This is a genomic window from Natrinema caseinilyticum (assembly GCF_024227435.1).
In the GTDB taxonomy this organism is placed as follows: Archaea; Halobacteriota; Halobacteria; order Halobacteriales; family Natrialbaceae; genus Natrinema; species Natrinema caseinilyticum.
Map to the genome: position 1 here is coordinate 692,066 of NZ_CP100446.1, position 23,251 is coordinate 715,316.

The 23,251-nt window shown below is 58.1% G+C and carries 21 protein-coding genes; 15 read left to right on the forward strand and 6 right to left on the reverse strand.

The window, feature by feature from the left end; translation table 11 throughout:
* Positions 1–222 precede the first annotated feature (222 nt).
* Positions 223–1,020 (reverse strand): DUF2182 domain-containing protein, encoded by a 798-nt coding sequence (locus NJT13_RS22615; protein WP_254525777.1) that lies wholly within the window; start codon positions 1,018–1,020, stop codon positions 223–225.
* Positions 1,021–1,052: 32 nt separating this feature from the next.
* Positions 1,053–1,664 (reverse strand): DUF1326 domain-containing protein, encoded by a 612-nt coding sequence (locus NJT13_RS22620; RefSeq protein ID WP_256549443.1) that lies wholly within the window; start codon positions 1,662–1,664, stop codon positions 1,053–1,055.
* Between the two features lie 1,997 nt (positions 1,665–3,661).
* On the opposite strand from NJT13_RS22620, the gene NJT13_RS22625 reads away from it, so the two are divergent.
* Together NJT13_RS22625 and NJT13_RS22630 are read left to right on the forward strand one after the other, a co-directional pair.
* Positions 3,662–4,873 (forward strand): MFS transporter, encoded by a 1,212-nt coding sequence (locus NJT13_RS22625; protein ID WP_254525779.1) that lies wholly within the window; start codon positions 3,662–3,664, stop codon positions 4,871–4,873.
* Between the two features lie 312 nt (positions 4,874–5,185).
* Positions 5,186–5,905 (forward strand): DUF429 domain-containing protein, encoded by a 720-nt coding sequence (locus NJT13_RS22630; protein ID WP_254525780.1) that lies wholly within the window; start codon positions 5,186–5,188, stop codon positions 5,903–5,905.
* A gap of 366 nt (positions 5,906–6,271) precedes the next feature.
* On the opposite strand, the gene NJT13_RS22635 is transcribed toward NJT13_RS22630, so the two are convergent.
* Together NJT13_RS22635 and NJT13_RS22640 are read right to left on the reverse strand one after the other, a co-directional pair.
* The gene (locus NJT13_RS22635) at positions 6,272–7,210 is read right to left on the reverse strand and encodes a DUF8008 family protein (protein WP_254525781.1); all 939 of its coding nucleotides are present in this window, start codon (positions 7,208–7,210) and stop codon (positions 6,272–6,274) included.
* A 273-nt stretch (positions 7,211–7,483) separates the two neighbouring features.
* Complete coding sequence (locus NJT13_RS22640; protein ID WP_254525782.1) at positions 7,484–7,702, reverse strand: hypothetical protein; 219 nt, start codon at positions 7,700–7,702, stop codon at positions 7,484–7,486.
* A gap of 955 nt (positions 7,703–8,657) precedes the next feature.
* Between NJT13_RS22640 and NJT13_RS22650 the strand changes: the two genes are divergently transcribed.
* The 7 genes from NJT13_RS22650 (at position 8,658) to NJT13_RS22680 (ending at position 16,761) form a co-directional block, all read left to right on the forward strand.
* On the forward strand, positions 8,658–9,401 hold the full coding sequence (locus NJT13_RS22650; RefSeq protein WP_254525783.1) for an MBL fold metallo-hydrolase: 744 nt from the start codon (positions 8,658–8,660) through the stop codon (positions 9,399–9,401).
* A gap of 440 nt (positions 9,402–9,841) precedes the next feature.
* Positions 9,842–10,285 (forward strand): DUF302 domain-containing protein, encoded by a 444-nt coding sequence (locus NJT13_RS22655; RefSeq protein ID WP_254525784.1) that lies wholly within the window; start codon positions 9,842–9,844, stop codon positions 10,283–10,285.
* Positions 10,285–10,845 carry a class I SAM-dependent methyltransferase gene (locus NJT13_RS22660; protein ID WP_254525785.1) on the forward strand — a complete coding sequence of 187 codons (561 nt, stop codon included), beginning with the start codon at positions 10,285–10,287 and terminating at the stop codon, positions 10,843–10,845. The genes NJT13_RS22655 and NJT13_RS22660 overlap by 1 nt, the downstream gene beginning before the upstream one ends.
* A gap of 490 nt (positions 10,846–11,335) precedes the next feature.
* Positions 11,336–12,673 carry a multicopper oxidase domain-containing protein gene (locus NJT13_RS22665; protein WP_254525786.1) on the forward strand — a complete coding sequence of 446 codons (1,338 nt, stop codon included), beginning with the start codon at positions 11,336–11,338 and terminating at the stop codon, positions 12,671–12,673.
* Entirely contained in the window at positions 12,674–13,885 is a 1,212-nt protein-coding gene (locus tag NJT13_RS22670; protein ID WP_254525787.1) for a ZIP family metal transporter, read from the forward strand.
* Positions 13,886–14,024: 139 nt separating this feature from the next.
* The gene (locus NJT13_RS22675; RefSeq protein WP_254525788.1) at positions 14,025–14,747 is read left to right on the forward strand and encodes a class I SAM-dependent methyltransferase; all 723 of its coding nucleotides are present in this window, start codon (positions 14,025–14,027) and stop codon (positions 14,745–14,747) included.
* Between the two features lie 334 nt (positions 14,748–15,081).
* A complete protein-coding gene (locus tag NJT13_RS22680) occupies positions 15,082–16,761 on the forward strand; it encodes an MBL fold metallo-hydrolase (RefSeq protein WP_254526114.1) in 1,680 nt (559 codons plus the stop codon).
* Positions 16,762–16,871: 110 nt separating this feature from the next.
* Here NJT13_RS22680 and NJT13_RS22685 read toward each other — a convergent pair whose 3' ends face one another.
* Entirely contained in the window at positions 16,872–17,111 is a 240-nt protein-coding gene (locus NJT13_RS22685) for a hypothetical protein (protein WP_254525789.1), read from the reverse strand.
* Positions 17,112–17,370: 259 nt separating this feature from the next.
* On the reverse strand, positions 17,371–17,706 hold the full coding sequence (locus NJT13_RS22690) for a HalOD1 output domain-containing protein (RefSeq protein ID WP_254525790.1): 336 nt from the start codon (positions 17,704–17,706) through the stop codon (positions 17,371–17,373).
* 135 nt (positions 17,707–17,841) lie between these two features.
* Here NJT13_RS22690 and NJT13_RS22695 point away from each other — a divergent pair, with 135 nt between their 5' ends.
* The 6 genes from NJT13_RS22695 (at position 17,842) to NJT13_RS22720 (ending at position 22,478) form a co-directional block, all read left to right on the forward strand.
* Positions 17,842–17,985 (forward strand): hypothetical protein, encoded by a 144-nt coding sequence (locus NJT13_RS22695; protein WP_254525791.1) that lies wholly within the window; start codon positions 17,842–17,844, stop codon positions 17,983–17,985.
* Positions 17,986–18,150: 165 nt separating this feature from the next.
* Positions 18,151–18,474, forward strand: coding sequence for a helix-turn-helix domain-containing protein (locus NJT13_RS22700; protein WP_254525792.1), 324 nt, complete (start codon positions 18,151–18,153; stop codon positions 18,472–18,474).
* Positions 18,475–18,736: 262 nt separating this feature from the next.
* On the forward strand, positions 18,737–21,091 hold the full coding sequence (locus NJT13_RS22705) for an MEDS domain-containing protein (RefSeq protein ID WP_254525793.1): 2,355 nt from the start codon (positions 18,737–18,739) through the stop codon (positions 21,089–21,091).
* 90 nt (positions 21,092–21,181) lie between these two features.
* Positions 21,182–21,472, forward strand: coding sequence for a HalOD1 output domain-containing protein (locus NJT13_RS22710; RefSeq protein WP_254525794.1), 291 nt, complete (start codon positions 21,182–21,184; stop codon positions 21,470–21,472).
* A 144-nt stretch (positions 21,473–21,616) separates the two neighbouring features.
* Entirely contained in the window at positions 21,617–21,895 is a 279-nt protein-coding gene (locus NJT13_RS22715) for a PadR family transcriptional regulator (protein ID WP_254525795.1), read from the forward strand.
* A gap of 256 nt (positions 21,896–22,151) precedes the next feature.
* Entirely contained in the window at positions 22,152–22,478 is a 327-nt protein-coding gene (locus NJT13_RS22720; RefSeq protein ID WP_254525796.1) for a TRAM domain-containing protein, read from the forward strand.
* Positions 22,479–23,251: the final 773 nt, after the last annotated feature.

Here is a 23,251-nt window from a genome sequence, read left to right on the forward strand (position 1 = left end):
GTGAGTTGGTGTTCGGTCAATACCACGATCTTGTGGGTGCTGTCGCTCAGTGGTCATTCGCTATCTCGGGGCAGTTCGACCGCCCCGCACCCATCCCTGGGACAAAAAACGAGATCACAGTCGCGACGATATCGGTAGATCGGTGCTCTGTTTCTTTATTCTGAACGGCTCACGAAACTCGTGACAAGTACAGGTAGTATGCTTATCAGACGAAAGGCCGTCCTAGACCAGTGAGATTAAAATAACAACACTGCCGCCAATACCAGCAAGAATACCAACCCCACGTGCCAGTCGCCCACCCCACGCAACCGTCCGTTCGAGCGAGAGCACAACCGCGATGAGCGCCATCCAGACGATATTCATCGAGCCCACGATCACCATGAATGCGAACAGGGCCCAACAACACCCAACACAGAAGACACTGAACTGCCAGCTCATTCGGACGGCACCACGCACCCCCGGCCGGTAGTGGCCCAGAAGGAATCCGAGCGGTGACCGGCAATACCGCAGACATCGGTACTTGTATGGTGAGAGCTGGTACCCCGATAAGAGTAGCAACGACCCACCCATTAAGAGCCCGCCATGGGCGTTCGCGAGGCTGACGATCGGCACCAGCACATTGACAACAAGCGGGACAACTCCTGTTACCGTCCAAACGAGTGCATACGTCCCGATAAATGCCCCAACTCGCATTGCTTTACCCGCGGTCGTCGTCCCTTCAAGTGTCTCGGCGTATAGCCGGAAGAGCGGGACCGACGACGGGTACATCATAGCGACCATCATAACCCCCCACATGAACAGGTACAGGCAGATACCAGTCAACCCGTTCGAGAGCGCCATCGCTTCCGGTGCTCCCGGGTCGGACATGTGAATTTCCATACCCATCTGTCCGCCGGGCATCGGGAGCCAGCGACCGATGACTGCCGCCCACGCCAACAGCGCGATTACATAGGTAACGACCGCGATAATCGGGATGCGCCGGTGGGTAATTCGATCCCGAAATGAGTCATGTGTCCCCATGATTGATTGACAATATCGCTGTCCTTCCGCTCTCAGGAGTTCGCTAATTCGAAGTCGCCGAGATAGGCGTTGTTTCCGGAGACGTCCCACGTGAACTGGTCGTCGTAGGAGACGGTGGCTGTGGTTGACTTTCCGGTCTGTACTTCCGTACTCTTCGTCAGTGGGTGAGGCGAGATCGTACCGACCTCCTCGTTGAATCCGACCGCACCGCTCGCATCCATTTCGATGGCGTCCCCAATCTCGACGGAGAAATCCGTCCCCTCCCGCGAGAAGCTGATCGGAACGGTTGTAACGTCGGCGGATCGGACGTGCGTGTCAGCGACGGGTGCCCAGATGCCACCGGCGCGGCCGGAGTAGATATCCTCGAGCGCCTCGCGCTGGCTGTCGTTGGCTGTCTCGTCGAGGAGTAACACGATGTCCCACTCCGTCTCGGGTGCGAACATGACCCCCTCATCCGTCGAGATGAGCATGCCGACATCTACCCCGCTCAGGTCGACGTCGCCGTAGCTTCCTTCCTCAATATGCCACGCCAGTGAGACGGTACAGACGTCATCGTCCGGCGATTCCATCCATACACACTGGCATGCAACATCGCAGTTGCAGGCTTCAACGTAATCTCCTTTGATGGTCCATTCTTGTGTCATTGACGAATACCGTGTGATACGGCATCAAGCAGCATGATAAAGCTATCCGGTGAAAATATGGTATCTGGTGGGATCACGCCGTTGAAAATTCTATTTGACTGCAGATGTGTCTCATGAGTAAACATACGTGCATGTTATCTCGTTCGCTTGTACTGACCGATCACCACCTTCGCAGGTCGGGTTCGATCTCGTGCGACATTCGCGCTGTGTATTCAGCACGACGCCTGAGAATCGTCGTCGATTATGGGTTTCAACGAGGCCGACGAGATCGATATCGGTCTTCCAGTCGGCCACCACTCCTCAGACGCTGCACCGGCGTGACTATCTTCGATACTCGATTGCGTACCGACAGCCTTCCTCGAGTGACGCGGCAGTAGTGAATTTAGTGGGGGAGTTCGATTCGAGCGTAGTTTCCCGGTAATCGTCATTGCAACTTGTTTGTTCTTTCTTGCTGTTTTGGACCCGCACTGTACCACGTATTCCGCCTCCCAGAAGGTGTGATATCGTGTCAGTAGGGCGGATTCTACTGATGCTAGTAGTTTCATTCACCGTTCGATTTTATTATATCATCGCATTTAATATAATATAAAATATTAGAGACTTAGGACTATATTATCGCTCTGATCCAGGCAACCGCGAAACGATCCCCATCCTTCAAGCTGTATGAGGTTCTCTGTCAAAGTGCGACCGACGAGCGTGGTGACGTACTGAGTAGCACCACTGATAACTCGCCGGTCGCTGTCATACTCCTACCTCCGTAACTCCCTGCGATTGCGGATTCGTCCGACTACTTCGAGCCGTTCTCGAGGGTGAGCGTACTCGGGCTTTTTCGTGAGTAAGGCGACAGTCCGATGTGGGAAGACACGCTCAATGGTGTGGTCCCTTTCTTAGTGAAACCGGTCCTTCCGGACCATCTTCTCTTCAGCGTCTTTCCTGCGGACTTTCGGGAGACGATTCTCGAGTTCGAATTGGAGGGCCCGTTTCGTCTATTTAGAATCGTAACTCTTGGAGAATAGGTAACGAGCTATCGCTCTACCGAAAGTGGTACGGATGCTTCCGGTAGTTACGTGTATTGTTGTCACCATCGATAGCAATCGACCATACCCGATAGTATCGGTTGGCCAACAAGCTAATGGGGTGTGATCCCAAACCACCAAGTGGCGAGGAGGTCGGTTCAGTCGCTACCCCGACACAACCCATGGCTTCGAGACATACACCCTCGCCCTCCCGAGATCGTTCCATCGTGAAGCCGATAGCCACATTGTCACCCGATCTCGGAACCCAACATTGCCATATCGCACAAGAAATGGGCGACTCCAACGCCGACCCCTGTCGGCGTTTCATTACCAAGTAAAATATTCTATAGATTCCAAAACTTGATAACTGACTTGGTGGTAGGATGGCGTGCGCACTGGAAGGTGCGCCACAGAAGAGGAATCTGCACGCACAGAGTAGTCCTTTCTGTGCCTCACGCGGCTTCCTAGAAGGGGCAGTCTCACCTCGGGGGGAGGGGATTTAAAATCCATGTGGCCGCTTTTGATCAATCATTCAGTTGCTGGTACGACAAAACAACGGCATTGAACTTCAACCGAAGTTGAAAAGTAATTTCGGGGATTTCTAAAATGAATAGAAGTTGGTTGGACGGTCTTCGTGACAGAGTCGGGATATAGAGGGGAATGTCGGACCCATACTACGGAATCTGGTGACACGGTGGGGCGGACAATTGCTGTCTCATTAGACACGATACTGCACTAATATTGACGAAAGTGGACGGATAGCTTGCCACGGTATCGATTCATCGAACGCACCAGCGACCGTGAGGATTCAAAATTCTAGTTTGAAGTCCCGGTCAGCGGTAAGTATCTATAGCAGACTTTCAAAGACTACTATAGATGTCGTTACGGACCCACTCACCCAGTAGCCATTAGTGGAGTCCTGAAGCTCGTGTATAAACAGTTATTAGCGTATTGGGAAACTCTCGAGCAAAGACCTCCTAAATGGCTATCATCGATTCTGTTGTAACAGAAGGCAAGGAACTGTGGCAAGGAGGCAAAGGACCGTCACTTGTTACGATTGCGAGTGGGTGGGGGTTACTCCTTGGAACACGGATGATCTATCCCGTCCTTCTCCCGTACTTTCGTAATTCGTTCGACCTCAGTCTCACAATCGCCGGACTACTCATAACGATTCTCTGGCTTGGTTCGGCGGTCGGTCAATTACCGGGCGGCATCCTCGCCGATCGATACAGCGAGCGGATCGTCATGGCTGGAAGTGCGGTCATCGTCGGATTTGCGCTCATCCTTGTAGTTACCGCCCCATCAGCGAGTATCCTGTTTGCCGCAACAGGGATAGTCGGACTCGGACAATCCCTCTATCCCATTGCCCGAATCACCTTCCTTTCGCACATGTATCCCGATCGGATAGGGAGTGCTCTCGGCGTCACGATGGCCACGGGCGACCTTGGACAAACGATCCTCCCCCCGATTGCGGGTGTGCTTGCGGTAATGGTCACCTGGCAAGCGGGGTTGAGTTTTCTGATCCCACTTCTCCTCGTAGTTGGGATCGGGATCGTGGTGGCACTACCGGTTCAAGAACAAGCAGACGACGGGGAAGATACCCTCTCTGCCGAACGTGCACGTCTGATTTTCTCCGAACTTCGTGAATCAAACCTGGGGTTCGTGACGATTATCCTCATCTTGTTCTTCTTGATCTGGCAATCGTTTACGGGACTCTACCCGACGTATCTGGTCGAAGTGAAAGGGTTGTCGTCATCGACAGCCGGGTTGCTGTTCAGCACCTTCTTCGCCTTCGGGGTCGTCGTCAAACCACTGGCTGGTGCTGCGTATGATCGAATCGGAATGCGAAGTGCACTCGTGATCGTCTTAGCTGGACCCGTCGTTGGTCTTGGATTGCTCCCGTTTATCGAGGGAGTCTGGGCACTCGTCGGTATTACTGCAATAGTGAGTACGATGCTTGGTTCAGGGGCTATTACCCAATCCTTCTTAGCCAATGCATTTTCCGCAGAGATCAGAGGTACCGGGCTTGGTATCGTCCGAACGATAACCGCGATTATCGGAGCTACCGGCCCGGTCCTCTTTGGTGCAATCGCGGATCGGGGTTATTTCGACGAGGGATACCTGTTATTAGCCGCAGTACTGGCCGTCGTGATCCTGCTCACGCTTCGCCTTCCGAAATCCGCCTCCGGGTAGTCACCCATCGAAACGAAGTCTAGAACTGGCAGTTCTATCCGAGATACACATTGTGTATCTTGCACGAGCGCTATCGATCCCCCATATTCTGTCGTGACCCGCGTGACCGATACAGAGGTTGTATCTTGCAGCACACCTCCCTGCTCAGGAGCCGTATTCCGGCGGGACAAATCGTCGGTATCGAGGGCCTGGCCCTACGCCCCAACGAAACCGACCCCTATCAGAACGCGTTGTTCCAGTTGCTCGGCGTCTTCGCGGAAATGGAGGCGATTGTCTTTCTGGTTTTAACTGTCCCCCCGGCTATGAGAGCGTATGTCCGCACAAGATAAGACCGTCGTCGGCGTCGATGCCTGCCCTGTTGGGTGGTTTGCGACAGTGATAGATGCCGACGGCGTCAGAACGAGAACCTACGAAGCGTTCGAGGAACTCAACGATCTCTACGCTGAAGCAGATCGTATTCTCGTCGATATCCCCATCGGACTTCCAAAAGACGAGCGACGCCGATGTGATGAGGACGCTCGTGATCTCCTCGGTAGCCGAGGCCTCTCGGTCTTCTACCCGCCGTGTCGAACCGCGGCTGAACACTCTGACTACCAGCAGGCGAGTGACGAACATCGCGACAAGATTGGCAACGGGCTCTCTCAACAAGCTCACAGTATCGGTCCAAAGATCCTGGAGGTCGCCGACGTTGTTGGAGAACGTTACGATGGGGTGGTACGCGAGAGTCACCCCGAACTCTGTTTCGCCACGTTGAACGGTCAACCGATCGCCTATTCAAAGTCCTCAGACCGAGGTCGCGGCCTCCGGATGAAGTTGCTCAGTGACGAACTCGAGGACGCCGAAGAACGCTATCGGGATGCACGCGAGGAATACCTCCTCGAGGAGGTCCGCAGAGACGACATCCTCGACTCCATGGTGCTCGCCGTTGGCGCGCGGAAAGGGGACCTGACCACAGTTCCGACAAACCCCTCGCCGGATGAACCGCGAATCTACTATCCGGACTTCGACGTTCCGGTAGTAGAGACCGAATGACTCCGAACTCGTTGAAGCCAAAAACCGGGTCTTGTTGAAACGTCGTTCTTTCGATTGTGATTCAGAGGAACGACGAACCCTTCGGAGAGACCTCGAAGAGAATCAGATCTACGTGTTCTGCGCTCAGAGGATGGCCTCGAGCAACGTCACGACGACTAACTCCGAGTTAGAAAAGCGAAGCCAGCAGCGCGAGACACCTGTTGTCCTCGGGAAACAGTTCACGCCACGTCTCGAGCACGCACCGCCGACGACCGCTCGAGCGAGAGACCCACGAGTAAGGAGACGGCAAGCACAACCGCCGACACAGTCGAACCGTGGTCCAGTAACCCGATTATTGCCCGGTCGGGCAGTGTATAGCGTCCATGGTTACCCCTGTCCGTGGACGCCAGCAGTCTCCTGTGTCCCCTCGGTCCGCGTGGTTTCACCCGGGATCGACGCATCGGCTTTCAACACGACACGGCGTTCCGTGTACGACAGTCCGTTCTTGCGTTCGGTCCGCTTGCGAATCGCCAGCCGATTCTTCGACAACTCGAGCAGGGCATCGATCGTCCGCGAGACGAGCTTCTTCGCGTAGGCGTCGCTGACACCCGTTTCCTGCCGTCGGATCCAGTGCTTCATGTCGCTGGCTTTCACGTACTCGCGGACACCCTTGCAGCCCTCTCGCCACGGATTATCACCGACGCCGGGATCGGTCCGTGCTCGCCAAAGTTTCGCAGCAAGTCGGGACGGAAGCGAGTTGGTCATCGACCGGAGCATGTCGTCGTCCATCCTGGCGAGTTGCTGAATTGGCAGGAGGTCACCGTGAGCCAGCGCCACTGGTCCGTCGCGATCGAGCGGATCAGCCGAATCGGGGAGTCGAACGTACGTCGATCCGTCCTTCGTGAACCGCTCGAGGTAATCGATTCGCTCCTCGAGTGCACCGGGATCGACGGACTCGGCGTGGAGATGGGCACCTTTCTCGAGTTCTCTGGATTGAAGCTCGGCAATCCGGTCCTTGTTCGCGCCGGCTTTCTTCAGCGCCGCGTCGGTGATCGCCTTCACGCGAGAGAGCGCTTGCTGGAGCGACTCGCTCTCGTTCTTGCACTTCTCGAGTGCGTCCCTGAGCGTTTCGTTTGCATCTCTGAGTCGTTCGTTCTCGGCTTCGACCGTCTCGAGTTCGTCTTCGACAGTATCGATGCGGTCGGCCTGCTGGTCGATCGTCTCTCCGAGGCTTTCGTTTTCGGTCTCGAGGTCGTCGATTCGGCTTTCGAGTTGCTCGAGTCGGTCATGTGTCGGTGCGTCGTCGGCAGGACTATCGGCTGTCATGGAATTCTGATGTGAACGGCAGGATCGGTTGGAATCGGCTCGCAGTATCTCGAGGTTCGTGGTTCGGTCGGCAGAATCGAATGCGGAGGCTGCGCCTACCGCCACGGCGCTATCGCTCTTTCGAGGGGCAGACGAACCGCCTCGAGGCGAACGTCGGAATCGTGACCACTGACGGCGGCCGGGCGGACGTGGTGAAAGCACCGATGGGAAAGTCGCGATTTGGTGGGTGGTCCTCAGGCGCTGCTCGCGACGGTGGCCGGACTGGTGCTCGAGTCAGTCATCGGCCCCGATTCCCCGACTGGCTCTCTCGGATTCCGCCGAATCACCGGCATCCTCGGCGTCGATCCGCTCGAACAACTCGATCGTCTCGTCGATGTTCTTGATCGCCGGCCGCATCGTGATCGGATCGGGAAGTTGGCCGTCGAGCGTCAGGATCTCGCCGCGGACCTCTTCGAGGCGAATTCGCAAAAACTCGTGCGAGTCGGCCGTCATGCGCGACCGACCTCCGCCGAAACGTCGGTGAACGAATTCTCTACCGATGCAGGCCCTGACGTCTCGAGCGCCAGAGTGAGGAGAATCTCGACATCCGCGTCGACAGCCGGGAAGATACGATCGACGCTGGTTTGTTTAGTCGGTACTACCGAAACGGTTTCGTAGGTCGGTGTTCGAATATACATTGTCCCTGAACGCATGGGACGCAGGTCGGGTGTTGGTCCACCCGGCCAATTTTACGCAAATTGGCGGTACTGCGCCACTAATTTCGTACATCAGTGGTAGTTACTTATAGCTTCCTGTATGCTATCAATTAAGGACCGGTCGATTTCGTCAGAAGGCCACGATGCTGGCCGCCGCGTGTTGATCCGTTCGCTCGAGCGAGTCACGGATCGGAGTCGCTCCGCGGAGCGACACCGCGCGAACTGATGGGCCTCAGTCTCCAGTTGTATTTGCCTGGTCGCTTACTGATACTGTTCGAGTCCTCGAGAATTTCGGTGTCGAACGCCGCTTCCAGGAGATCAAACGCCGCACCGACCAGTTCGGCAACTGCTTCAGAAACGCCGATCCGAAAACAGCCGACAAGTGGTTTCAGAGCTATGTATCCCTCTGAAACAGCCTTCTCTGAACAATGCCGCATAGTTGGCGATCAGTGTTATACCACCGCCCGGGGTACCACCGGATGGCGAGGGGGAAGGATTCGGTCGTAGACCCACCGTACCGATCTGCTCCGAGACATACCTCGCCGACGCCGGGATCGTTCCAACGTGAAGCCACTAGCCACACTGTCACCCGATCCCGGAACCCATCCTCTTCGACACACCACCTGAGGGATGGAGGCACCGACGCCGGCCCCTGTCGGCGTTTTCCGTGTTCCCCTCGAGTCGCTGTCAGTACCATCGCACGGGTAGGCACACCCCTTCAACTATTTAGGCACCGGTATCGACCACGTCGTATGCTCGACGTGACGTTCTACGGGAACGCGGCGTTCTCGATCGCTTCGCCAGACACGACGGTCCTGGTCGATCCGTATCTCACCGAAAACGAGGAGTGTCCCTGGAACGCCCGGGAAGTACTCGAACGCGAGCATCCCGACGCCATTTGCGTGACCCACGCCGCATTCGACCACGTCGGCGATGCGGCCGAACTGGCACGCGACGACGGGATTCCGGTGCTCACCGAACCCGCGACGGCGCGCTCTCTTCGTGCCGAAGGCGTTCCCGCGGATCAGATCACGTCGGCCGTCTGGGGAATGGAAGCCGAGATCGGAGATATCAGTGTTCGTATCCTCGAGACTCGCCACATTTCGTACGAGGATGCCCGCGACGAGTTCGTCTCGGGCGTGCCGCTTTCGTTCCTGTTCCGAGCCGACAGCGACAGCGTCTACCACATGGGAGATACGTCCATCTTTCGAGACCTGAAAACCTACGGCGACCTCCACGAGCCGGACGTCGTTCTCGTCGGCGTCGGGCAGGCGTTCGACGCCGTCGCGGCGTCCGATGGCCCGATCACGCTCCGGATCAGCGAACTCTCGACCGAAGAAGCCGTTCTGGCGACGCGGTGGCTCGGCGCGGACCGCGCCGTGCCGATGCACTTCGTAAACGACGAGCGGGAACAGTTCCTCGAAGCGATGGCCGACGCCGAAGGGGTGCCGGACCCCGTTCCACTGGACCCCGGCGAGTCGCTTCGCGTCGGATAAGTCGGAAACGGTGCCGAGTTTCTCGTGACGACCCACGCAGTTCATCGCCCACTCCTCGGAACGGAGCGGGTTTTCGGTCACCCGGTCGGCGTTCGGTCGCCGAGGAATCTCCGGTCCCTGAGACGGGTCCACGACAGAGCAGAAGAGCGATGAAACCGCGCCAGACGTCGGTCGAACGCACGCACCCGACAGGGATACTGTACGAAGGACTGTGCGAGTCCCTGTGATTCCCTGCGGCCGGGTCGCCAGCCGGCCACGGTATTGTTTCGTAACCAGTGACATATCGTTTCGGGCCGACCGCACCGCGAAGTCGGCATCGACAGGCTGGGACCCGCGGTCCCGGGTCCACCCGCTCGAGCACCCCTCGTACCGCCTCGAAATCGCCGCCGGAGATCACGTGCCGAAAGGACTTTGCTTGGACAACCCACTACTATACACGAATGACACTTCCTATCGATCCGACCCGGATAGACCCGGACGACATCGGGGCGACGCAGACGACGCTCGAGATGGACCACGAACCGGCCGTCGAACACGTCCGAGAGGTGTTCACCGAGGCCGGATTCGGAATTCCCGTCGAGTTCTCCCCGTCGGAGTTGCTCAACGAAAAGGTCGACGCCGACCGTGACCCCTACTACGTCCTCGGCGCGTGCAACCCGGCGGTGGCCGACCGCGCCCTCGACGCCAGCGACGGGGAACTGGGCGCGCTGTTCCCCTGTAACGTCGTCATCTGGGAGGAAGAACCCGGACAGCAGCGGGTCTATCACGTCTCGATCATGCGAATCGCCCGCCTCGTCGGCATGGCACCGGACGGCGACGAGATGAACGATATCATCGCAACGACCGGCGAACTCGTCGACGACGCCTTCGAAAACCTCCACTAATGGGACACCACACGTTCGACGCGTCAGGGGCCGACAAACTCGAGCGAGCGGGCCAACGCTACCGCTATCTTTCGGCCGAAGAGCTGCTGTGGGCACTCGAGCCCGCGTCGACTGACACCATCGCGGACCTCGGCAGCGGGACCGGGTTCTACACCGACGACGTCGCGCCGCACGCGGGCGACGTGTACGCAGTCGACCTGCAGGAGGAAATGCACGAGTACTATCGCGAGAAAGGCGTCCCCGAAAACGTCGACCTCGTTACGACCGACGTGAGCGACCTCCCCTTCGACACCGACTCCGTCGACGCGGCGTTTTCGACCATGACGTATCACGAGTTCGCAGGGGACGATGCGCTCGCCGAAATCGACCGAGTCCTCGGGCCGAGGGGACGACTCGTCGTCCTCGACTGGGCGGCGACCGGATCGGGGGACCACGGTCCGCCACTCGACGAGCGATACACCGCCGACGAAGCGGCAACCGAACTCCGTGACCACGGGTTCCACATCGTGTTCGAAGCGGTCAGGCCGGAGACGTTCCTGCTGATCGCCGCGCTCGAGTGAACCACACCGCCGCAGCCATCGACGCGGATAGAAGCATCGGGTTCGCGTGCGATACGGTTTTCCGTGTGTGAGAAAGCGGGATCGGTGAGCAGACGGTATCCGTCGGCGGGGCAGTACCTCGTAACCGCCAGGCCGGACCGTCGAACCCGAACTGACCGGTGCCCGAAGCGTCCACAGTGCGGGCCCCGAGAGCCTGCTATCGGCGGAGCTTCCTCACGTTTCGCTCTCGCGTTTTTTCTGACGGATCCGTCGAGGTCGGTGCGCCGGTGGAGACGGTGAAGAGCGAGACGGTACTGGACTGCTCCCACCCGGGATAATTTGACGTTCGTACTGCGACAAAATTTTTGTGAGATATTCGAAAACTCGTTTCGATAGACGGTACCACAGACGCCATTGTGAGGGGAATATCCGTGTTTTAGAGAGGCCTAAATTACAAATTTGATAGAAACTACTATATGTTTTGCTCCCCCATCGATACTCGTTCACACGAATGAGTAGCGATCGACAGGAATCCGACTCGGCGATACACGAAGACGACGCGGGAACAGTTACCCGGGGTCTCGAGGAGCGGTTGGTTGACTCGGTGAAAAATCACGACGGCGTCTCTCGGCGGGCGGTCCTCGGCGGACTCGCTATCGCAGGCGGCTCCGCGATCGCGGGCACGGGCGCGACTCGGTCGGACGATGACACCGGAGATTCGAACGACGAAACGATGGGGTTCGGCGCGCCCGGAACCTACACCGAGGAGCAGTTCGACCCCCACGGCTTCCTGCGGGAGTTCAACACCGGAGATTCGACGAACGAGCGTCCGTCACGATTCGGTGAAAACGACTACAATCTGAACGCCGGCGTCTACGAAGAAAACGGCCAAACCGTTCGGGAGTTTAATTTCGTCGCGGTTCCGGTCGAACAGGAAATCCTTCCGGGTATCACCTTCCCGATGTGGACGTTCAACGGGCAAGTGCCAGGGCCGACCATCCGCGTCGAGGAAGGCGATCTGGTTCGGGTCAACTTCACGAACGGGTTTCCGGACATGGCCCACACGATCCATCCGCATCTCCGCAATCTCAACCCGCGCATGGACGGGATACCACAGAACGGCCCGGGACTCATCGATAGCGGCGAGTCGTTCACCTACGAGTGGCAGGCCCAGCCGGTCGGGACCCACCTCTATCACTGCCACATGCTCCCCCTGAAGGCCCACGTTCACCGGGGCATGTATGGAAGCATGATCGTCGACCCGAAGCCGGAGAACGTCAGGGAGAACCCTCGGCAGTACATCGACTATCACGGCCCGATCACGGACGAGGTACGCGAGATGGCCGCCGAGCGGGCGCGGAGTCGAAACATGATCTCGCACGCGGACTATAGTCCAGAGGGCTTCGACGGCATCGACGAGATGGTCATGGTCATGAACGGGTTCGATACCAACTTCGACGGTGATAACGAGGTCTACGGCGTCAACACGCGGGGATTCTGCTACGCACCGGCGCGGACCGATGCGTACAACGGCGAGTGGGAGGCCGGCGAGACGAAACACCCCATCGAGATCGACGGCAACGAGCGACAGCGCGTACACCTCCTGAACACGATCGAGTTCGACTTCGTGAACTCGTTTCACTGCCACTCGCAGTTCTTCGACTACTACGACGCCGGCACGACGCTGTTCCCGAATCGGAAAACCATCGACACGGTGTTGATGTGTCAGGCACAGCGCGGAATCCTCGAATTCGACTACAGCAACCACGAACCGGGACTGTACATGTTCCACGCCCATCAGTCCGAGTTCGCCGAACTCGGCTGGATGAGCTTTTTCGAGGTGAACTAAATGACGACGGACCCGAAATCGGACGGCGGCGTCGCACAGTCACCGAATCAGCCGTTCGGCCTCCCGCGATGGGTGATCGGCATCGTTCCGATACTCCTGTTGGGCCTCGTCATCGGCGGGTTCGTGGCGACGACGCCACTCGCCGGAGTGGACGGTGGCGAACCGCTGCCCGACGTGTCGATAGATTACACGACCCTCCCCAACGACGACACGATTCGTCTTCACGTCACGAACAACGCCCCCGAACCCGTTACGATCTCGCAGGTCCACGTCGACGAGGCGAATTGGCAGTTCGAAATGACCGGTGCCGGCGGAGATCGGACGCTCGAGCCGTTGGAAAGTGCTACGATAGAAATCCCGTACTCGTGGATGGAGGGGTACGACTACGGCGTGACGGTCGTCGCCGATAACGGAGCGACGTTCGGCACGACCATCGTTGCCGCGAATTCCTCGCCCGGGTTGACCGGACAGGTCGTCTGGACCCTCGCCGTCATCGGGGTCCTCATCGGGATCGTCCCGATCGCGCTCGGCATCATGTGGTTCCCCTTCATGCAAACGATGAGCGAGAAGTGGCTCAACGCCGTGCTCGCGTTCTCGGCGGGCGTTCTCGGCTATCTCGTCTTCGACGGCGGGTTCGAAGCGTTCGAGACCGCACAGTCGGTTCCATCGGGCTACTCCGGACCGCTTCTCGTCGTGCTCGGCATCTCGGGGGCGTGGTTGCTGCTCCAGGCAGTGACGGACTGGCTGACGGACGACGAAGAAGAGTCCCGGCTGTCGCTCGCGTACTCCGCGGCGCTCGGTATCGGCCTCCACAACCTTGCAGAGGGACTCGCAATCGGCGCTGCGTTCGCGACCGGCCGGACGTCACTCGGGATGTTTCTCATCATCGGGTTCATGATACACAACGTCACCGAAGGGCCGGTTATCGTCGCCCCCCTCGCCGACGGGAACCGTCCGTCGCTCGCGCATTTCGTCGCGTTCGGCCTGCTCGCGGGTTCACCCGCCATCCTCGGCGGCTGGATCGGCGTTTCGACGCGATCGCCACTGTTGAACACGCTGTTTCTCGCCATCGGGGTCGGAGCACTGTTGCAAGTCGTCTTCGACATCGGTGATATCGTGCGTCGGTCGGGCTCGATACGAGCCGCACCGAACGTGATGGGGTTCGCTATCGGACTGCTGTTCATGTACGCGACGGGCCTGTTTACCCTCTAATAGTCCGACGACCCGATTCGGCGTCGACTGGCGTACGGAATAAAAGCACGCACGTGGGACCGGCCGACGGACGGGACGTCGAACTGACGGTCGACGACCGAGGAGAACACATATTTCGTCGCCGTCCGTTCCGGGTCGTATGAAATCTATCGTCCGGACGAACTTCGATGATAGCGTCTCCGCATACGACGCCTACGAGCGACGAACCGGTCGATTCACCGCACTCGCTCGTCTTCTGGCCGCCGAAATGTCGGCTCGAGCGGACGGACCGTTCGAATCCGTCCTCGATGCCGGTGCCGGAACGGGTGTGAGCACGCGCATTTTTGCCGACCGGTCGCGACGAACGGTCGCGCTGGACTTTAGCCGCGAGATGCTACGGGAAGTCGAGTCCGCGCCGCGGGTCGAGGCCGACTTCGATACCCTGCCGTTCGTCGATGGGTGCTTCGATGGGGTTGCGTTTACCGCGTCGCTCTTTCTCGTTCCAGATCCTTCGGTCGCGACGCGAGAGGCTGCCCGGGTCGTCCGGTCGGACGGGGTCGTCGGCGCCGTCGCACCGCTCGGCTGGACCGACGCCGACGGGACGGACATCTTCGATGGCCTCGCCCGAGAGTCACGATCACCCGCCGGAGTCGACGACGTCGAAACCGCCTTCGAAGACGAGTTCGCCGTCACGACCGGCACCTGGCGGTTCGCGACGACGGCCGAGTCAGTACGGCGCTTCCACGCCATTCCGGCGATGGCAGCGCGTCTCTACCCGAAACTCGCGATCGAGGAACGCGTGGCGAGGGCACGGGACCTCCTCGACTCTCTCGACGGCACCGTCGAACAGCGGTGGCGATGGATCGTCGGCGTCGCCGAGTAAGTTCGAGTGCGACCGGAGAGGGAGTCGCTCGACCATCGTCGAGACTGCGCGCGGTGACGGATCCCCGGAATCGACCGACTCGAACACTTCGGAACGGGGGCTCGAACCATCGAGAGAGGAGGCGGTCTCGAGGGTTGGGCCCGTTTCGTGCGACGTGGGTCCGCTCTCGCTGAGCCGCCTCGAGTCGCTCATCGACGGTCCCGTTCGCCGTTGACGGTCCGATTCGACCGCCGCCGATGCTCGACGCCACCGAGTTACGTGATCAAAATATAACATTATAACAAATTCGTTTGATAAAATACAAGTATTGGAGGATGGAAACGGAATCGAGAGCATGCGTGTATCGTATCAACATACGAACGTCCGGTACGGAAACGAGTCGACGCTCCTCCGATTTACGACCGACGATGGGACGCGCGCGTGTGTTCTCGTCGACGCCGGTTCCGGTGTCGACCTCGATACGGTGCTCGCGGACGACGAGTACTTGAACGCGATCCTTCTCACGCATGCGCACATAGATCACTACCGAACACTCGCGGAAAACGTGCGACACAACGCACCGATTTACGCGTCACGGGCGACGGCGTCTATCCTCGAGCACGCGTTGCCGGAGGCACAGAAGGACAACGATCTCGGGGATATTTCGGATGCCCTGACTGCCCTCGAGCCGATCGAAGACTGGACGTCCATTCTTCACGGCCTCGAGGTCGTCCCCGTCTCCGCGGGACATACACCCGGCGCAGCAGGCTTCGTGATCCGCTTTCGGGATCAGACCACCGGCCAGGACCTCTGGGACGACACCCGACACCTGCTGGTGACCGGCGATTTCACGATCCGCCCCTGTGCTGGCTTTCCCGGGCTGGAAACGGCGTATCCGTTCGATATCGATGCCGTGTTTCTGAACGTCTCGACGAACGAGTCGTACACGAGCGGGCTCAACGATTCGTTACAAACGGTTCTCGAGCGAGCGTATGCGGGCTCGCGCGTCGTCGTCGCGACGAGTTCACTGACCGGCACCCAGTACGCGACGCTGGTGGGACACGTCGCGTCGGAACTCGGGCGCGAGCTGCCGATCACGCTCGTCGGCCAGGCGGCGAAGCTATACAACGCTCTCGAACTGACCGTTCCCGGGGTCGAAACGGCGGAAGTCTTCGATCGAACTGCGGCGGTACTCGAGCGAGGAGGGGTGACGATCGCCGGACCAGAGACGCCGGCTACGGGAAGTGCGGCCAGGCTCCTGGATTCGATCAGAGACGATCCCGCCAGCGTCTTCGTCCAACTCGTGACGGGTGATGCTTCCGCCGTTACGGACGCAGGCTGTACGACGCGGTACGTCGAACTCCGTAACCACCCATCCGTCGAATCGATCGACGCGTTCGTTCGCGACCTCGCTCCGAAGCAGGTCGTGATCAAACACGCGACGGGCGATACGCTCAATCGATTTCAGCGGCGATTCGATCACTGCTTCACGTGGGGAACGAACGATGAAGCCGTCCATCACCTCTACCAGGACGGTGAGTGGCAGGCACCGAGTTGGATCGCGGAGTCCACCGCATCGCAGATTCGGCGACGCCAGTGGGAAGCGAGCCAAAACCGACCGGTCGATGTCGGCGGAACGCTCTCGTCCGTCGAGCGAGACGGGATCGACCTCGAGGCAGCGGGGGTGGATATCGAAACACTCGAGGCCGTTTTCTCTCGATCCTCGACCGACCCGTACGCGACGTCAGAATCCGAGACCGAGATGGTGACGGAGACGCGGACGGAAACGCAACCTGCCGACACACGGACGGACGCCGGACACCAGTCGGACGACGATGCGTCGCTCGAGACGGAGGTTCTAGAGCGTCTCGCGGCAATCGAAGCGAAACTCGACCGGTCCGAGAAAACGGTTCAGGCACGCGTGCTCACCGACAACGACGGCGAGCAGTTCCTGCGACTCCTGGAGGATGCCGATATCGAATCGCAGGACATCGTCGAAGTCGTTATTTCGACGGACGGAACCGACCATCCGTAGCCCCCTCGCAGTACTGGTCCCGTTCTCGAGGAGCGGGTGCCCTCGGCCGGCCGGATTCGAGATCCGGCTGATCGGTCGGAGACCGACCAAAAAGCGGTGAATATCCGGGGTTAGACCGGGACGCAGATCGTCACACAGTTCTTGTAGTGGTGACACTCCCACGTGTCGCTCGCCCTGAACGCGTCCGTTATGTCCACTTCCCGCGTATCGACGCCTCTGTCGATCAGTTGCCGTTCGATTTCTTTTTCTATCTCCGCTATCTGGTCCTCGCTGTACTCGGATTCGACGATGTAGCTCTCACCCACCGACTCATCCACCCGTACTCGTATTTTCGGTCCGTCGTCAGTCATGATTTCCGTCCGTGTCACCGCTCGAGGCACGTACACGAGTGCCCGAACGGTGCTACTCGATCACGAGCAATAGTAATTACCTACCTATCCCATCGTTCCAAACAACCATCGGCCATTACATTTGGTGACCGTTTCCCTCCATCAGGTATTTTTAACAGTAATAGCCCATTAGCGAACCAGTCATCCGTATCAATTTCGTGACTCCCCCGTTGAAACGCGCCGCCCTCGATATCGCATCATTCGGTTTATTTTCTCGTTCCTACACACGTCCGTCGCTTTCCGGCCCGACCACCGTGATATCCCCCGTACTGAACACGGCTACGTCACATCCTTCGATTGTAAACGCGACGTAGCTGTTCGGCTGTGAGCGAGACTGCACGAGGCGGTCCAGTATTTCGGGATCGATAGTGTCGGAGAGTGGCTCGAGTTCGAGCGGGTCGACGCCCAGTTCTGTCGCTACTTTGCGAACCACGCGAAGACTCACGTCCTCGCGGTACGCAGCCGGTGGCCCATCGCCGTGACCGGCTGTGTTTCCTTCGTTGAACATCGATACGAGCCAGAACGCGCCGCGTCCGGTTACGTTTGTAGCGTACATAATTTCCCGTTCCCGCTTACACACCCTACGTATTTACAGCGGAAAGCAGACCCCACACGGTCGGTGACGAACACGATCTCGAGTACTGGCAAGCTAAACGTTTAGCCATTCGCCGCTATCTAGATCGAACTATCGATGAGTGTGCTGGCCGAATTTTCGCTCCCGACAGACGCCTTCGTTCTCGGTGATGCGCTCCAGGCCGACGGAATCGAGCGCGTCGAATTCGACTGTCCCATTCCCGCGCGGAACGGCGCCATGCCGTATTTTTGGGTGTGGTGACGGCAGTTCGACGCGTTCGAAACGGCTCTTCAATCGGAGTCGGCCATCGAACGAGTATCCGTCGTCGACGAACTCGAGGATAATCGACTGTACCGAGCGGAGTGGAACGCCCGTATTTCCCTCCTCCTGGAGGCGACTCGAGAGAGTAACGGAGCTCTCCGGACGGTGACCGGCGAGAAACGGTGGACACTCGAAGTCCTGTTCGAAACGCATGCGGATCTGAAAACGTTCGCCGGCTATTACGCCGAATCAGCCGTCGAATTGACCCTCAACCGCGTTCACTCGATCACCAAATCGGCCGACGACAGATACGAATTGACGTCGACGCAGCGGGAAACACTGGTCACAGCCGAGCAGCGGGGGTACTACGGCGAACCGAGAGCAGTTACGATGGAAGAATTGGCCGGCGAACTCGACGTGTCACTTCCAGCCGTAAGTGGGCGGCTCCGCCGCGGAACGTCACAACTCATCCGAAACACGCTGCTATGACCGCACGCGGAGAGAGCGAACCCGTGACCCAGGTGAGGGCGTTCGCCGAGCGAGTGATCAATGACCATACATGTATCCCCTCTTATGAAGGGTTATATTTTTCACCCTCACTCTTCTGAGCCATGCGCACGAACAACGAAACTGAGACGAAGACCTGACGGGAGGGGATTTTGTGGTGTCGTCGACTCTCTCCGCTCCGCGATGGATAGCAGCGACAGAATCTCTCAGATGAGCTACCTCGAAATCAGGTGAACACGAAACAGTGACCAACGTAACGCAAAACCGATTCGATCACCAGCCCGACCATCCCCACAACACGCTCTTGTACGATTCCCGTCGCGAGCAATTCGAGGCAATTATCCCGTTTATCCGGGAGGGGTTACGCACCGATGACTACTGTCTCTACCTCGTAGACGACACCACCAGAGATCAACTCGTCGATGCCTTTCACCGGTCGGCCGTCGATATCGAATCGGCCCGCGAAAGCGGCCAGTTCGCTATCGAGCAGGCGTCTGATCTCTATCTAACAGACGGACGGTTCGACGGGAACCAGGTCGTCGATTCCCTGGAGGAGAAAATATCCGACGCGGTTGATTCGGGGTACGACAACCTTCGAATCACCGGAGAAATGACCTGGGCTGCGGAGCACGGCGTCGATCTCGACCGGCTCAAAGTTTATGAGCGACAGGTCGACGACCTCTTTCGAACAGCACCGGTGAAGGGTATCTGTCAGTACCGTCGGTCGCGGTTTCCACCCGCATTCATCTCACATCTCCTTCATTCCCATCCGAAGGTCGTAGACGGCGCGGAGAAGCGGTTGAATTGTCATTACGAGTACCCCGAGGAATACTGCGACAACGCTTACAGCGCGGAAACGGTCGACCGAAAACTTCGGACGATTTCGGCACAGACCGAAGTCTCGAATTCACTCGCCGAGCGCAACCGGTGTCTCTCGTTGCTCGACCAGCTCTCGGACCAACTCCACGCGGCAGACCGCGACGAGATCGAGCACGTCGCGGGCGAACTCATCGGCGAAGTCATTTCACCTGCCCGCATCTCCGTCTGGCAGTACGAAAGCTCCGCTGGACGACTGCAGCCCCAACTCGTCGAAAATTCCATCGAGATGGATGGCGACGCGTTTAGAGATGTGGTCGAAAGCCGTGCCTGGGACACTTTCGCGAAAAACGAGGCCCAGGAGTTCGATACCGAAACGTCACCTCCGGTTACCGGGCTTCTCGTCCCGCTCGGAGAAGACGGCGTCTTTTGTGTCGAGACTCCGCGAGACGCCGGGTTTCCACCGACCGATCGGCACTTCGTCCGGACGGTCGTCGGCCAGACGGAGGCCGTCCTCGAGCGAGTTTCGTACGAACGCCACCTCGAGAAGAAAAACACGACGTTACAGGAACAGAATTCACACCTGCAACGAGTCAACAGGATCAATTCGGTGATCCGGGGGATTAGCCGGGCCCTCGTCGATTCGACGACCGAGCGGGAGATCGTACAGAACGTCTGTGACTTGCTCGTCGAGGATACTCATATCGAGTACGTCTGGTACGGGTCCTACGACCCGGCAACCGAGGCGATCACGCCCACGTTTGCCGCAGGATCGGGCCAAGGCTACCTGGATGCTCTCACGCTCGAAGACGAGTGGGATACCACCGAACCTTCGGGACGCGCCGTCCGGACCGGGGACGTCAATACCGTACGCAACATCTACGACGAGCCGCCACTGGCCCACTGGCAAGAACAAGCGCTCAAACGGGGGTTTCAATCCATCATCAGCCTTCCCATCTGTTTCGATACGTCTCTGTACGGTGTATTTACCTGTTACAGCGACAAGCCGGATCGATTCGACAGCGAAATGAGAGCCGTCCTCGACGAACTCAGCGACGGGATCGCGTGTGCGATGAACAGCGTCGAGCGAAAACGGGCGCTCGTTTCAGAGCAGGTCACGGAACTCGAAATACAGGTGACGGAGACGAACTCGCCCCTCGTCCGCTTCGCTACCGAGAACGGCTGTCGTATCGAGATCGAGAACGTCGCTTCAACTGATAAGAACGAGTTCCAGGTGTTCGTGACGTTTACCGGCGTCGCTCCGGAGGAGGTCCGACACTACGCGACGACGTCGCCGACGATATCTTCGTTCGAACTCCTTGCCGAAGCCGACTCCGAACACACCCACTTGTTCGAAATTACTGAACAGTGTGTGATCGACCGACTACTCGCACACAACGTCGTTCCACAATTGATCAGTATCGAAGACGGAGAGGCGCACATGACCGTGAATATCTCACAAAGCGCGAACGTCCGAAACATCATCGATGTGATACAGTCGACCTACCCGAGCGCAGAGATCGTCAGACGACGTGACAGAACGAAACCGCTGTCCCAACCGGCCGATATCAAATCGGAACTGTGCAACAAACTGACGGATCGACAACTCGAAATCCTGCAGTTGGCACTACATAGTGGATACTTCGAGCGACCGCGTGAACGGACGGCCGAAGAACTCGCCGACTCGCTCGGTGTATCGCATCCGACAGTCAGTCGTCACCTCCGCGAAGCGGAGCGCAAAGTATTCTCGTTGCTTCTCGGAACGGAATCGTCGTCCGATTGAATACGTATATACGCATGTACGCCTTCTCGAGTATCGATCATAACTATATGCGGAGAGCGGCTTTCCGAAGTCTAACGAGAGAGCAATACCATGGACGACGATCCAGAACCCGACGAAAATTCGGCTTCTGTCACCAGATGCATCTCGGCGTATGGGTCAGTCACACACGCAATCGTTGCTGCGATCGCAGACGCGACCGGGACCGATCCATCGAGCGTAACGCCGATATACAACGCAGTCGATACGGATGGACTGGATACCCTCCTGAAAGATACAGATCGGGCTGTCGCGGTCGATTTGCAGATTCTATTCACCGTCGAGAACTGCCGTGTCAGAATCTACGGCGACGGACGCGTCGTCGTGACGCCTCCGGACGACTGATTCCGACAAATCGGTTCCGCTGTGCGAACGCGTCCGCGGACGTCTATCCGGTGGACGATTGGGTGACTTCCTTTCGACTCGAGTTCGGTTGTTGCGTCGCGAGACATAGACGGAATTTTATACGGCGGTCCCAAGGATCGAAGTATGTACGATCTCACTGGATTCCAGCGTGACTTGCTGTACGTGATTGCGGGACAAGATGAGCCACACGGGCTCGCCATCAAAGAAGAACTCGAGCGCTACTACGAGAAGGAAATCCATCACGGACGGCTCTATCCGAACCTGGATACGCTCGTCGACAAAGGACTCGTCGAAAAGGGGGAAAAGGATCGCCGAACAAACGTCTATTCGGTCACTCGTCGCGGCACGCGAGAACTCGAAGCCCGACGAGAGTGGGAGGATCAGTACGTCGGCCTCGATTAGGAACGGCGTTCCACGACTCAGATGGTTTCGGTGACACCAGTTCCGCCGGTAGAGAGGCATATGTGCGGAAAGCCGGTTGATGACTGGCCGTCGTCGATATTCAACCGTACTGTAGACAGGCGTTGAACGTGTCTGGCGCGTCGGATTGCGGTCAGCGACCGGCTGCGTCCGTCACTCGCCCGGTCGAAAGCACCGAGAAGACGCGGATCCGCGAATTGAACGCTACGTTTTTACGAGACAGAAGCTTCGAACCGATGTGGGACGATATCAGCCAGGAATTCACGATTCGTTCATCAAGTGTGATACGCCACGGTGTGGTGCGAACAACGCTCCGGAGGGATCCGCCGAGTACGACACGGACTGCTGGCGATGTGGAGAACCACTGGGTGGGAAACCCGAACTCGGGGACACCGTCGCCGTCGATATCGTCGACGAGAAGTCCGATGGAACGCTCGTCTGCAAAACCGAGAGCGGATTCGTCCTCTTTCTCGAGGCAGAGACGTCGGCGATCGAAGCGACCGTTCGCGTCACGTCGATCGACGAAACGTACGGCGAGGCAGAACTGGTCGAAACGGATCCGTGACGGCGACAGACGATCGTCTATCACACGTTTCTTCGAACCGAAGAAAAAGCGTCATCGGTTGTCCGGCCATGCTAATTAGAGAGTCGCATCAGATAGCCGCCCTTTCGACGCGGCCTCGTTCGGCGATCGCTCTCTGCTCGTTCGTTCGACCGGAACGCCTCTTCGGTTGGACATTCTGATTAGTCTAACCGGTTAGGCTATCCGACAAGCTGTTCCAGGTTCATCCGAGTCGCTTCTGTATGAGACTCGATCGCTCTCGACGAACGGACGGGCAAATCGTTCGATATAGCCAACCATACGTCCTAATCAGTTAGCCTTACCAGTTAGACTAAACGGAGAGTATTCGACCGCGGTGTCGTCGAGAGACGATTTTTCGCTCGGCCGAGAGGAAAGCTACTCGATTAGACTTTCCAGTTAGCCCATTCGGCATATCACCGGCTCGAAACGAGATCGGTGAGTGCCGACGTGCGAGCAGCCGGTGACGGACCGGTTGCTGTAGGCAATACATTCGGGAGTTCAAACAGACGCCTCCAAGTTAGCCTGATCAGTTAGGCTATTCGATCACCCTATTCGATTAGATAGTCTGTCTAGAATGGAGGAATTAGACCGGCTGAGTAGACTGCCAGGATCGGCGATTGTACAGACGAAGGAGCCTAACCGGTTAGACTATCTCGTTAGACTACTCGGTTAGACCATCCTATCAACTATTCTTGATAACCTATCCGGATGGTTTTGTGATCGAACCGATAGCGTGGACGAAGTGGAAAACCTCA